Raw genomic sequence first — 13649 nt, forward strand, 5'->3', positions numbered from 1 at the left:
CACCGATGAGGTCACTCGTCGATGAGGTCACTCGTCGATGAGGCTGGTGCTGTCGGAGAACTGGGCCAGCCGGAACACCACGAACTCCGCGGGCTTGACCGGCGAGACGCCGATCTCGCAGACGACCCGGCCCTGGTCGATGGACTCCTGCGGGTTGTTGTCGCGGTCGCACTTCACGTAGAACGCCTCCTCCGCGGTGCGGCCGAACAGCGCTCCCCGGCGCCACTCCTCGGTGAGGAACGCCGTGACGTTGCGCCGGATACTCGACCAGAGCCGGTCGTCGTTCGGCTCGAAGACCACCCACTGGGTGCCCAGGAGGATGGACTCCTCCAGGTAGTTGAACAGGCGACGCACATTCAGGTAGCGCCACGCCGGGTCGGAGGAGAGGGTGCGGGCGCCCCACACCCGGATGCCCCGGCCGGGAAAGGCCCGTACACAGTTCACGCCGATCGGGTTCAGCAGGTCCTGCTCGCCCTTGCTGAGCCGGAGCTCCAGGTCCACCGCGCCGCGGATCACCTCGTTGGCGGGCGCCTTGTGCACGCCGCGCTCGGCGTCGCTGCGCGCCCACACACCGGCGATGTGACCGCTCGGCGGAACGGTGGTGTTGCGTCCGGCGGCCGGGTCGAAGACGCGCACCCACGGGTAGTAGAGGGCGGCGTACCGGGAGTCGTAGCCCGCCTCGTCGTTGCGCCAGGTGCGTGCCTGCTGGGCGGTCAGCCCGGGCGGGGTGTCCAGGACCGCCACCCGGTCGCCCATCTGCTCGCAGTGCGAGATCACGGCGAGCTGCACGGTGCGCACGCCCTCGGCGTCGATGTCGCCGCGCTGGTAGGCACTCATCAGGTCCGGCACCGCGACCATGGTGATCTCGTCGATGGTCTCCAGACCACCGAACCCGGTGCGGGCCCCGGCGTCCCCGACGTACTCGGCCGGGTCGATGCGGGCCACCTCGCCGGAGCCGGGGGCGGCGGGCGCGGCCGGGGCGTCGGCCAGCGTCACGGTCTGGTTGGCGGGCCTGCTCTGGGGGGCGCCCCGCTGCTCGGTGACCTCGATCAGCTTGGAGGCGCGGGCCTGGTTGACCAGGTACCCCTTGACGTTCTTGCGGGTGGAGACCTCGTACGTCTCCGCCACCTGGTCGCCCTGACGGACCAGGACCCTGAAGCGGTCCTCCGGCGGGTTCTCGCCGTCCGCGTCGGCGACCTCCACCGACACGCCGGATGCGCCCGGCCGGGCGGTGACCAGGAAGCCGCCCAGCTCCACCGGTTCCCCCGCCTTGGTTTCCCGCCGCCGGGCGCCGCCGGCCGCCGGGGCGGAGGCGTCCTCGGCCAAGCCGCCGATCCGCACCACGTACGCGGCGCCACCGCCGTTGGCGAAGTACCCGTAGACCGCGTGGGCCAGGTAGGTGCCCTCGGTGAAGCCGCCGAACAGCTGGGTGTACTGGTCCCAGCTGGTGACCAGCGTGGGCGCGTGGAACGGGCCGGTCGCGGCGAACCCGACGAACGCGGCGACGGCGGTGCCCACCCCTTCGATCGGTCGGGCACCGGACTGCACCTCCTCCACGTACACGCCCGGGGTGAGGTACGTCGGCATGCTCGCTCCTTCGGGTCCTCGCGGGTCGGTCGGTTGTGTCCAGAGCGAGTCTGCGGAGCGGGTCAGGCCCGGCGAAAGGGACCGACGGGCCCTGCCGAGGGCAAGACCACTGCCTTTCCGGACGCCCCGGCACTGCCCCGGGCGCCCGTCGGCCCGCGCAGCCGCTACGGGTTGTTGACCTGGCGGATGATGTCGAACGCCATCAGCGCCAGGGCGGCCCACTCGGTGTGCGGCACGTTCTTGCGCATGCGGCGCAGCTCCAGGATCGGCATGTTCCCCGGGTCGGTCTTCGCCCCGTAGGAGCCCATCGACTCGAACTCCGTGGCGAGTTGGTCGTTGTCCGTGCGACCCCAGTCGTGCGCTCGGTAGCCCGCGGCGGACATCAGGTCCTGTCCGGCGACCATGCCGCCCAGCCAGATCCGGCGGGTCACATGCCGCAGGTCCACCGGGGCGGTGGTGCCGATGGTCCCGGCGAAGACCGGCGCGTCCGCGGTGGGCAGGCCCGCAGCCCGCAGCGCCAGGTCGACGAAGATGTCCGGGGAGGCGGCGAAGTTCGCCCGCTCGTCCTGCGGGAGCTGGCCGTACATCGCGGCGAAGTCGGTGCGGGCGAGCAGGGGCGCGATGCCCTTCAGATAGGCCTGGCCGCCGGAGCCGGCGCCTCCGACGAGATACGTCGCGACGAGGGTCAGCAGGCCGCGCAGTTCCTCGCTCGGCGCGGCCGGTGCCTGGTTCTGTACGGCGCTCGGGACGACGAAGCCGCCGCCCAGGAACGCGGTCACCCGCTGCTCGGCCGTGGCCTGGACCTTCTTGATGTCCTGCTGCGACATCGGGTGCAGGGCCGGCGCGGCCCCGGCGGCCGGCGGCTGCGGGGTGGTCTCCTGGATCAGGTCCGGGATGCGGGAGAGGCCCACTCCGGCCGTCGTCTGCGGGTTGGCGGTGACCGCGCCCAATGCCTTCACCACGTACTGCGGAGGCGGGAAGCTCTTGAACGTCTTTCCGATCGCTCCGCGCGGCTTGCCCGTCGCCAGTCCCGACGGGGCGGGCACCCGGGCCGTACCGCCGACGAGGGCGGCCAGTTCCTCGGCGTCGAAGGGCCTCTGGCCCTGTTGCAGCGCGGCCGCCACCGCGTCGATCAGTGCCATGGCCTGGACCAGCCGGGCCCGGCCCGCGTCGGTCTCCGGGAATGCCTCCGTGACGAACTCCAGGTCGGAGCCGCCGACGATGGCCTCGTCGGCCTCCATCGTGAAGAGGTTCGCGACGGTGACGAGGTTCTCCTTCTTCGTCAGCCCACGGCCCATGTACTCCTGGGAGGGGGCCTGCGCGTCGCGCCCCTCCCAGGTGCCCCTGGTGGTGAACTGCTTGATGAACCTCTCGTTCCTGCGCTCCGACTGGCGCAGTCCGGGATCGGCCGCCAAGGTCTCCATGGGTGTCTCGAACTCGAAGCCCACCGCCCGCTGCACCACCCCGGCGGCCCGCTCGTGGCCGGGCCCGTCCGCGTGCGGGGCCGTCGCGCCCGGTACCGGGCCGGACAGGGCGCGCCGCGCGTTGGTCTCGGCCGCGCGCTCGAAGCGGTCGCCGGGATCGCTGACCCGCAGGCCGGCCCCGTTGTCCGTGCCCGAGACCGGGCCGGAGCGCTGCTGGATCACATGGGTCAGCTCATGGGCGAGCGTGTGCCGGTCACGGCCGCCCGGCCCGATGACGACGTGCTCCCCGGACGTGTAGGCCCGCGCGCCGATCTCGGTGGCGGACCGCTGTGCCAGCGGCCCGTCGTGGACGCGCACCGAGGAGAAGTCCGCGCCCAGCCGGGCCTCCATCTCGGTGCGGGTCGGCGCGTCCAGCGGACGCCCGGCGGACCGGAGCACCTCGGGCACGGCAGAACGCCGCACAGGGGCGACGGTCCGCGCCGCCGGCTCGGCACCCGCCCCGCTCGCGCGGGCCAGCAACCGGGTCACCGCGGCATTGCCCACCGCGCGTTGCAGGGCGAGGAGCGACGCCGGGGGGCGCGGACCGGCCGGCGTCCGTGCCTGGCCGGGGGTGCGCCGCGCCGGGCGGCCGACGGACTCGGTGCGATGTGTGCGGGCATGCATGACGTCGGCCCTCCGCGCTCAGGACAGGGTGCGCATCAGCTCATTCAAGGGACCCTCGCGTGTGCGGGACAACAGCAGCGGGGCACGCCTCGGGGCAGTGCCGTTGCCCTCGCGGGCGGCTTGCGCTGCCCGTCCGGTCGCCTCTCAGACGTCGTTGACGTCCGCCAGATACGGCCCGAACTCGCCCTCCAGTACCAGCCGTCCGAGCTTGCGGTACTCCTGCGCTATCGCCGTCACCAGCTGCCGCATGGTGAGCGGTTCGCCGGACTCCGCCGCGAGGTAGGCCGCGGTCACCGCGCAGGCCCGGATCGAGCCGCCGGCCAGTTCGAAGCGGTCCGCGCAGAAGCGAAGGTCCAGGTCTCCGGCCCGGGGCAGGCGGTCGCCCAGGCAGCGCTCCCACAGGGCGAGGCGCTGGCCGGGGTCGGGCACCGGGAAGTCCGCCACCACGTCCAGGCGGCGCGTGAACGCCTCGTCGAGGTTGGCCCGCAGGTTGGTGGTCAGCACCGCGATCCCGTCGAACGACTCCATGCGCTGGAGGAGGTAGGCCGACTCGATGTTGGCGTGCCGGTCGTGCGCGTCCTTCACCTCCGAGCGCTTGCCGAAGATCGCGTCGGCCTCGTCGAAGAGCAGCACGGCGTTGACCGCCGACGCCTCGGTGAAGATCCGCTCCAGGTTCTTCTCGGTCTCCCCCACGTACTTGTCGACGACCGTGGAGAGGTCCACCACGTACAGGTCCATGCTCAGATCCGCGGCGACGACCTCGGCGGACATGGTCTTGCCGGTGCCCGACTCGCCCGCGAACAGCGCGATGACACCGCGCCCCCGCCCGCCGCCGGGCCGCATCCCCCACTGCCCGAGCACCTGCTCGCGGTGGCGGGCCCGTAGCGCGAGTTCGCGCAGCCGCCGGTGGGTGAGCGGCGGGAGCACCAGGTCGTCCCAGGCGACTGACGGCTCCACCCGGCGGGCGAGCCGGTCGAGCCCGGCTCCGTTCTGGGCGCGTACCGCGGTGCGCAGATCGTCCGGGCCGACCGGGCGGCCCGCGAGGGCGGCCGTGCGCACGGCCACGTCGGCCGCGCGGCGCACCTGCCCGGAGTCCAGGCGGTGTGCGGCCACCGCCCGGGCGAGCGCCTCGGCGTCGCCGGTCACGGAGCCGTCGGCCCAGCCGTCACCGGCGGCCCGCTCCAGGGCGTGCCGCCAGCGCTCCGCCTGCCGATCGGGAGAAGGCGCCGGCACCGTCAGGACGACGGGGGTGTCGGGCGCCCAGGCCGGGTCCCAGCCGACGGTGCCGTGCGTCAGCAGGGGGATCCCCCGCAGCGCCGTGCACACCGTCCTGAGGGTGCGGGCCCGTTCGGCGGGTTCCGCGGGCAGCGCTTCCAGCGGGCCGAGGACGACCCCGGCACCGGTCAGGTGGGCTTCGCGTGCGGCCACCCTCGCCAGCTCCGGTATGTCGCCGGAACGCCGGGCGAGCGCCGCAGCGTCCAGGACGAGGGGGCCCGGCCCGGCCGAGCGCAGGGCGGCGGTGGCCAGACCCACGGCGTCGCCGCCCCGGCCGCGCAGGTGGACGAGACCGGTGCCGGTCCCGGTCGCGGCCGCCGTCCGACGGACCTCCGCGGCGTCGGCGGTCGGGTCCTCGCGGGCCTCGTCGAGCACGTCGGCGAGCGCGGCGTCGGGCCGCGTGTTCCCCAGGAGGTGCGCGGTGACCCGGTCGGGGACCACCAGGACACGGGACAACGGCGGCCGTTCCGGCTCGGTGACCTCGACCAGACCACCCGCGACCAGCGGCGCTCCGGGGGCGAGCCGGAATCGGCCGGACGCCGCCCCGGCGAGCCCGCACAGCTCCAGGGCCAGCCCGACCGTGGGCCGACGGCGCGTCAGGTCGTCGTTGAGGTAGCCGTAGAGCCGTTCGAACCGCGCGTCCAGATCGGGCGCCACCGCGACCAGGAGCAGGTCCATGTCCAGCGGCGACAGCCCGAACCGCGCGGCGAGTCCGTCGAGGACGGAACCGGCCGACGGCTGCCAGGGTTCGGGGGCGGGTACGTCGAGCCCACCCGGTTCGTCCAGGATGCGGGCCGCCGCCTCGGGGGTGAGGTACTGGCCCCGGTACGGGTCGTCGGGGTCGGGGTCGGCGGCACGCCGGATCGCCACCGCGTGCCGCACCCGCTCCTCGACCACGCGAAGCCGCGTCCACAGGGGATCGACATCGGCGGGGACGGTTTCGTCGGCTCCGATACCGGCCCGGATGTCCGCGACGGGTTCGGCGGTGTGCGTCACGTCCGGCGGTCCCCCCGGTGGCGGCGTCGGGCGGGGGCGGGTCCCCGTTCACGCGGAGCGGCGAAGCCCTGAGGGCCCGGGTCGCTCGTCTCCGTGTAGCGCAGCCGACGCCCCGGCTCCGCTTCCCCTCCCTCGCGCCGGACGGCGGAGCGCACCACGAGCCCGTCGGTGACCGGCGGCGCGACGGCCGCCGTCGCTCCGGCGAGCGGCGCCCTCACCCGTACCCCGAGCGACGCCTTCAGCTCCCCGCCGAGCGCCGACCAGACATCGGCGGCGGCCGGTGCGTCGGCCCCCGCGCCGGCGGTGTCCAGTGCCACGGTCAGGCCCAGCTCGGCGAGCGTACCGGTGAGCAGCCGCGCGGGCAGCGTGTCAGTGGCCACCAGGCAGGCGAGCACCTGCGAGAGCAGCCGGTGTTCGTCCTGCGGGCGGCTCGCCCACGCCGTGACCAGATAGGTCAGCTCGAACCAGCGCGGTGGGGTGCGCCGCGCCACGAGGTGCCCGTCCGCGTCGTACACCTCCCCGGCGCCGCTGCCGCGCCGGGTCGGGTCCTCGCGGATGTCGTACAGGAAGGCGCAGACCGTCGGTGCGCTGCGGCGCGCCGCCCAGTCCCGGGTGGGGGCGTCGAAGACCACCTCGACGCCCGATGCCTCCAGGCCGGACTCGCCGAGCAGCCGGCGCAACCCTTCGTCGACCTCGTGGATCACCGGCGGGTCACCTCGTCGGGCGGCTGCACGGTGCCGCTGACCACCAGGAAGTCGGTCCTCACCGGTGAGAAGCCGGGGCCCCTGGCGGTGATGACGCGCGGTCCGGTCTGGTCCTTGGCGAGGATGAGCAGCTGGCCGATGAACGTGCCGTCCGTCTTCGGCACGGTCGGCGCCGCCGCCGCGGTGATCCCCGGCTTCCAGGTGAACCGCACCGGCACGCCCGGCGGGAAGTCCTTGCCGCGCACGGAGGTGACGAAGCCGGGCTTGCCGATCTCCGGGACCGCGACGATGCGCGGCTGGAGGATGCGCAGCCGCTGCCGGGCGGTGTTGTCGCTCCGGTCGGCGTCCGTCCCGGTGGTGGTGAGGGTGCCGGTGACGCGGCCGGTCAGAGCCTTCTTGGGGCTGAGGACGACGCGGACCACGGTGCTCGCGCCCGGTTCCAGATCCGCCAGCGCGCACACCCAGGAGGTGTCGCAGCCCGCCGGTGGCCCGTTGTCCGGGATGCCCTTGGGCAGCCCGACGCGCAGCCGCAGCCCGGTCGCCAGCGCGTTGCGGCCGTTGCGCACGGTGTACGTCACCACGACCCGCCCGCCGACATAGCCGGGGTTCGGCTGGGCCGTGATCCGCACCCCGGGCCCGGCCTCCGGCTCGGCGGGCTTCGGGGGCACGGTGGTGGGCGGCGCGGGCGTGGGCGGCGGGGAGGTGGGTGGTGCGGAGGTGGGCGGCGGGGAGGTGGGCGGCGGGCTCGTCGGCGGCGGCGTGGCCTCGCGCACCGGCACCACGGTCCGGCCGGCGTTGTCGCTGGGCCGCGGGTCCAGGACGGTGCCGATGACCGACCAGCCGACCGGCGCGTCGCCGGGGGTGACCCCGGTGAGGGTGACGTCCACCGGAACGCGGGCGCCGGGCGGCACCACGCCGACATCGCATTGGAGGGAGGCGGCGTCGCAGGCACCCCCGGGCCAGGTCAGCCCGGTGATCCGGACGCCGGACGGCGGAGCGGCGGTCAGCCGGGTGCCGGGGGATGCGGCGGGGCCGTTGTTCACGACGTCGACGCGGACCGTGGTGGAGCGGCCGACCGCGACCTCGGGGGCGGTGCCCGGCGCCTGGACCGCGAGGTCCACGGACTGCTGGACGCTGGGTTCCTTCTGCCGGCCCGGGAGACCGGTGGTGAGGGGGGTGAGGTCGCCGGACGCGATGTCCAGGATCCGAAGTTTCTCGGGGCTGTTGACCGCGACGCCGGCGCGGGAGCTGAACACCAGGCCCGTGCCGTCGGCCGTCCAGGCGGCGTCCCGCGGCTGGTGCGGGCCGGTGGCCGAGGTGTCCGGAAGCTCCCGGCCGCAGGCGCCGGGGAGGTCGCGGGCGGCGGCGGGCAGCAGCACCCGGCACTCGTCGCCGGACAGGGACGTCAGGAGGATGCCGTTCCGCTCGTCGATCCGGCCGCCGCCGTTCTTGCGGTTGAAGGCGATGCTCTGCCCGTCCGGTGAGAACGCCGGACTGTCGTCGATGACCTCGCAGTCGTCCGGGCAGTTCGTGATGCTCAGATCGCGCTGCTGGGCGAGGTCGTTCACCGGCACGGTCCAGATGTGCTTGTTGCCGCCGCCCCCGTCGATCACCTCGTTGCGGGTGAAGGCCAGGGTGGTGCCGTCGGAGGACCAGGTGGGCTGGGCGTCCTGGCCCTGGAGTTGGTCGGCCGGCGGGGTGATTCCCCCGGTGATCGCGCCGGTGGCGACGTCCGCGATGAGGATACGGCTGGGTCCCGCGGCCTCTCCGACGCCGCCGGGCGAAGTCCGGGTGAAGGCGAGGTACTTGCCGTCCGGGGAGAACGTCGGGTCGGTGTCCCAGTCGTCCGGGCCGCGTCCCGCGAGCGGCATGGGCGCCGCGTTCGAGCCGTCCGCGTCCGCCATCCAGATCCGCTCGATCCGGCCGTCGGCGGTGTCCTCGAAGCGGGTCACCACGATCCGGCGGCCGTCCGGCGTGTAGTTCTGCCGCTCGGTCCACGGGTCGTGGCCGGACGCGGGCCGGAACAGCGGGTCCTGGGCGGGATCGGTGTTGGTGTCGGCCGCCGGGTCCTCCTTGAGGATCGTCAGCCCCAGGTCGCGTGGGTCGGCCCCGTCCGACCGGACGTCCTGGAGCGTCACCACGTGCGGTCCGGGTGCCGAGGTGCGCTCCACCACCACACGGCCGCCGTCGAGCGGGCCCAGCCAGGTGGGCGAGAGGACCTCCCGGTCCTCGTTGAGCACCAGGGAGGGGACCTGGTCGGAGTGGGCGGTCGACCGGAACACGTGGTCCCAGTCGCCCTCGCACTCACAGGTGATCTCGGGGCTCAGGAACAGCACGCCGTCCCCGTCGGGCAGCCACGCCGCCGCGTGGGCACGCCACTGTGCCTGCGCGCCCCCGAGCAGCGGTTCGTCACCGGTCCCGTCCGCGTTGGTCACCCGCAGCCGGGGCACGCTCTGCCCGTCGACGTCGGTCGTGGCGGTGTACGCGATCCAGTCCCGGTTCTCGTCGTCGTCGACCGGGTTCCACACCGGTTCGCCGGCCGTGCCGTTCGCGGGGTCGGTGACCCGGGTGGCGGTGCCTCCGTTCAGGGGGCGTACGTAGATCTGCTGTCCGGCCGTCGGGTCGCTGTCGCTGGAGTACGCCAGGCGCCGCCCGTCCGGGGAGACCGTCGGCCACTCCTCGCCGGAGGGGGTGTCGGTCAGCCGCGTCAGACCGGTGCCGTCGGTACGCACCAGCCACAGGTCGCGCTGCGTCCCGCCGTCCGGGCCGCCGGGTCCGGCCGAATCGAAGACCACGGACCGGCCGTCCGGCGTCAGCCGGGGGTGTGCCGCGTCCATGCCGCTGGTGAGGCGGCGTACGGAACCGTCGGCGGAGCGCAGGTAGACCTGCGGGTTCTTCTCGTCGCGGCGGCTCGCGAAGACCAGTTGGTCGCCCAGGGCGGACGGCTGGACGTCGAGGTGGGCCGGGCCCGCGCCGAACAGCGGTGTGCTGGAGGTGGTGGTGGCGACGTCGCCGAGACTTCTGTGCCGGGTACCGGCGTACGCGACCCGGGTGTCCGCGGCGTCGGCCACCCGCTGCGCGGACTCGGCGCTGCCCCGGCCGGAGGCCGCGGTCACCCCGAGCAGCGGGATCAGCAGCAGCAGCGACGCGCCGAGCCGCCCCAGGCGGTACCGCCTGCCGGGGCCAGCGGTTCCCATAGCGGTCTCCCTCGCGGTCTGTGCGGCATCCGGACGTGCCCCCACCACCCTGCGACGGCCGCGCGCCGGGCGGCAGGGCGGCGGGGTCATACCCGGGGGAAGCGTGCGGTGCACTTTCGAGCAGTGCCCGTTCCCGGGCCGGGCGGGTCATCCCGTCAGATCAGCCCGTTGCGCAGGGCGTAGCCGACCGCATGGGCCCGGTTGCGCAGGTGCAGCCGCGTGATGACCTCGTGGAGGACGTTCTTGACGGTCCGTTCGGAGTACGCGGTCTTGCGGGCGATCTCCGCGGTGTCCAGGCCCTCCGACACCATGCGCAGCATGTCCGCCTCACGCGCGGTCAGCGTTGACAAGGACAGGCCGCGCGGGTCGAGCGCCGAGCGCTGGAGGCTGCCCACGTGGGTGAGCAGCTTGCCGAGCAGGTCGCCGGGCAGCACGCCTTCACCGTTGGCTATGGCCAGGACCAGGCCGAGGAGTTGGTCCTGGTCGGCTTCGGCGCGCCGCATCACCGCCGCCACACCGCACTCGATGACGCGTTGCAGCGAGCCGGAACCGAGGGTGGCGACCACGAGGCCCGTGCGGGTGGCGGTGTTGTGCCGCAGCCGCTGCAGCAGGGCTGCCACGTCGTCGTCGACGTGGTCCACGACCACCAGCGACACCTGGGCCCGCTCCGCGTCGACATCGGTGAGGAGCTCGACCTCGGGACGCTGACGCAACTGCTGGACGACGCCTAAGCGAAGGACCGGATCGGCGGCGTAGACGGCCACGGTCACTCGGTCGGGACGATCGGAACGGGAGGTTCCTTGCATGGCCCAAGCCGGAGCGGGCATACGTGACGTGGTCGCGGACATGGCCAGTCCGGCTTTCTCTGCGCTGGACATAAGGGCTTACCTGCCTCAAGGGTTCGAAAAGGGGATGATGCAGGGGGCGTGGCGACCGCCGGAAGGCGGCGCGCGCGAGGCGGCGAGCCGTATCAACGGCTCACCGGCGCCGAAGAGTTGTCCTTGGCCTCCAGGGCACCGCGACTGCCCGGACGTTGCCCTCGCGCTTGTCGTGGCGGTCCGGGCGCGGTCCTACCGTGAGGGCGTGACGCCTTCCGCAGCCTCTTCCAGTCCCGATGCACCCGGCCTCGGCATCCCGGCGGTGACGGTGGCGCCGGGTGACACCGCCACGACCAGTCTGACCGTCCGCAACGACAGCGACATCGTCGAGGCGTACAACCTGGAGGTCGTCGGGGACTGCGCCCCCTGGACGACCGTGGAACCCGCACGGGTCTCTCTCTATCCCGGCACCTCCGAAACGGTGACGATCCGACTGGAGCCACCGCGGTCTCCGGAGATCCGGGCCGGTGAGATGCCCCTCGGAGTGCGGGTCCTGCCGGCCGAGCACCCCGAGTCGGTGAGGGTTCTCGAAACCATCGTGCACGTCGAGGAGTTCCGCGAGCTGCACACCGAGCTGGCCCCGCGCCGTCGGCGCGGCTGGCTGCGCGGCCGCTACCGGCTGGCGGTTCGCAACCAGGGCAACTCGCCGGTGGAGGTGGGCTTCACCGCCGGCCAGGCGGGCGAGGAGCTGGGGTTCGCCTTCAGCCCCGCGGAGCGGAAGCTGGAGCCCGGTGAGTCGGCGGAGACCGGCCTGCGTGTCCGCACGGGCAAGCCGGTATGGTTCGGCACCCCCGTGGTGTGGCCGTTCACCGTGGACACGGTGGACACCACCGACTCCGGGGACCAGAAGGAGCCCCGGCGGGACGAGCCCGCCGTACGGGCGCCGCTGGACGCCGAGTTCGTCCAGATCCCGGTCTTTCCCAGGTGGCTGCTCGTGGTGCTCGCGGCGCTGCTCGCTCTGTTGCTCGCCTGGTTCGCACTGGTCCGTCCGGCGGTGCGCAGTGCCGCCAAGGAAGCGGCCGACGAGGCGGTCCAGCGGCGTTCCTCGCCCGCCGGGGAGCAGGGAGCGGCGGGGCAGGCTCCAGGCACCGGTTCCGGTGCCGGTGCCGGTTCGGGCGCCAGTCCCGGCGACCGGGGGACGGGCGCGCCGCCCGGAGCGGGCGGCGACGGCAGCCCGGCCGGCGGTGACAGCTCGGTCGGCGGTGGTCAGCAGAGCTCGGAGACCATCGACGTGCAGACGTCCGGTGGGGAGACCAAGACCGGTACCTACCGGGTGCCCGAGGGCAGTGTCTTCGGGGTCACGGACATCGTTGTAGCCAACTTCCAGGGCGACGAAGGGCTGTTGACGATCACGTTCGGCGATCGCAAGATCACCACGATCGCGCTGGAGACCTTCCGTAATCAGGACTATCACTGGGTGACCCCTATCAAGATCCCTGAGAACGACACCGTGACCGTCGAAGTGACCTGTGAGAAACCCGGCACACCGGCCACCGGCCGTCGGGCGCAGGGGTGCCACGAGGTCCTGAACGTGAGTGGTGTGCTCAGTCGTATCACTCAGTAACTGCGTCCTCACGCCTCGAAGAATTGTCGATCTGCGTTAGGTGTATGTGCCAGAAGTTGGCCATGCTCCGTCCGGAAAACAGCACCATGGGACTGAAAAACGGCACCCGGCCGAGGGAGGAAGCGGTCCCGCCCCGCGTCGTGCCCACGCCGTGCCAGCCACCCATCCACTTCCCACCGGCCCACCGGCCTCGCAGGAGATCGGATCCTCGCTGCGACCCCTTCGCCGTCCAGGACGGCGACCAGGGCTTGCCGCCCGCCCCGCACCGCCGAGCACCATGGTTGGTACGTCACCACTCGGCTGATGACTCGGTGGGCGTTCTCTCGGCCACCTGCATTTGTTCACTGCTGCCGAGCGGGTGACTGAACAATCCGTACCGCGTTGGACTGTGCCTGCGGTGCCGGCTTCCGGCCCGCGCAGGCCGGATCACGGTACGGAGAAAGGTCGTTGGATGGTCAAGGCGGGGAGCGTGGCCGTGGTGGCCGCCGGGCTGGTACTGGTCCTCGGCGGCTGCGGGGGTGGCGGCGGGACGGACGAGGATGCCGAGGCGTCGGGCAAGGGGGCGGCGAAGGCGACCGCGACGCCACCGCCGTCGGAGGAACTGGTGGCGTGGGTTGGCGGCATGTGCGAAGCGACGGCCGCGATCGGCAGTCTTCGGGCGGACAGCGCGGCGGATCTGAAGGAGATCCGGAACTCGGGCGAGGCCGATCTGACCGCCCAGGCCAAGGCCGCCGGCTACCTCGCCGGGACACCGCAGGCGGTGGAGGACGTGGAGAGCGACCTGGAGGATCTCGACTCCTCGGGCGTTCCCGCGGCTGACCGGCTGCGCGATGCCTGGCTGAAGAAGGTGAGGGGCGTCGTCACGGGGCTCGAAGGGGTGACCCCCGGCGATGCCTTCAAGGACACCGAGGGCAGTACCGCGGACGTCGACAGGCTCGTCCAGTCCCTCACCCCACCCGAGCCGGACCTGCCCGCGCTGACGAAGAAGGACACGCGGCTCGCGGCCGCGTACAAGAGCGCCGAGCAGTGTGCCCCCGGCTGGCAGCCCGGAGAGGAGACGGAGTCGCCCTCGCCCGACCCCACCGGTCCGCTGCCCAAGGCGGCGGACGGCAAGAACACCGACGCGTGCTCGGACGGCGCGTGCGAGGTCCTGGTGACCTCCACGGCGGACATCACCGCGAACGGGGTGAACGTGCATGTCTCCGTAGGGAAGGACTACGTCACCTTCCAGACGGCGGGCACCCTCATGCAGCTCGGTGGCGCGGGCGGTGAGGCCGGATTCGGTGACGACCTGAAGGCGACCGTCGTCGCGCACAACAAGGACGGGGCCGTGCTGAAGTTCACCACTCCCTGAGTGCCCC

Annotated in this window: 8 protein-coding genes; 2 read left to right on the forward strand and 6 right to left on the reverse strand. The window is 73.2% G+C overall.

What is annotated here, in order from left to right; translation table 11 throughout:
* Positions 1-27 precede the first annotated feature (27 nt).
* From IE262_RS32985 to IE262_RS33010, 6 genes are all read right to left on the reverse strand, one after another.
* Positions 28-1587, reverse strand: coding sequence for a phage tail sheath family protein (locus tag IE262_RS32985; protein ID WP_134034296.1), 1560 nt, complete (start codon positions 1585-1587; stop codon positions 28-30).
* A 164-nt stretch (positions 1588-1751) separates the two neighbouring features.
* Positions 1752-3674, reverse strand: a complete 1923-nt coding sequence (locus IE262_RS32990; RefSeq protein WP_189878883.1) for an eCIS core domain-containing protein — start codon at positions 3672-3674, stop codon at positions 1752-1754.
* A 144-nt stretch (positions 3675-3818) separates the two neighbouring features.
* Positions 3819-5915, reverse strand: coding sequence for an ATP-binding protein (locus IE262_RS32995; RefSeq protein ID WP_189878970.1), 2097 nt, complete (start codon positions 5913-5915; stop codon positions 3819-3821).
* Between the two features lie 26 nt (positions 5916-5941).
* Positions 5942-6649 carry a Pvc16 family protein gene (locus IE262_RS33000; protein WP_134034293.1) on the reverse strand — a complete coding sequence of 236 codons (708 nt, stop codon included), beginning with the start codon at positions 6647-6649 and terminating at the stop codon, positions 5942-5944.
* Complete coding sequence (locus tag IE262_RS33005; protein ID WP_189878885.1) at positions 6646-9846, reverse strand: DUF11 domain-containing protein; 3201 nt, start codon at positions 9844-9846, stop codon at positions 6646-6648. Before IE262_RS33005 ends, IE262_RS33000 begins: the two co-directional genes overlap by 4 nt.
* A 155-nt stretch (positions 9847-10001) precedes the next feature.
* Entirely contained in the window at positions 10002-10673 is a 672-nt protein-coding gene (locus tag IE262_RS33010; RefSeq protein ID WP_229877737.1) for a helix-turn-helix transcriptional regulator, read from the reverse strand.
* A 256-nt stretch (positions 10674-10929) separates the two neighbouring features.
* On the opposite strand from IE262_RS33010, the gene IE262_RS33015 reads away from it, so the two are divergent.
* On the forward strand, positions 10930-12288 hold the full coding sequence (locus IE262_RS33015; protein ID WP_229877716.1) for a COG1470 family protein: 1359 nt from the start codon (positions 10930-10932) through the stop codon (positions 12286-12288).
* 451 nt (positions 12289-12739) lie between these two features.
* Positions 12740-13642, forward strand: coding sequence for a hypothetical protein (locus IE262_RS33020; RefSeq protein ID WP_189878889.1), 903 nt, complete (start codon positions 12740-12742; stop codon positions 13640-13642).
* Positions 13643-13649: the final 7 nt, after the last annotated feature.

Source organism: Streptomyces bluensis (genome assembly GCF_014650715.1).
GTDB lineage: Bacteria > Actinomycetota > Actinomycetes > Streptomycetales > Streptomycetaceae > Streptomyces > Streptomyces bluensis.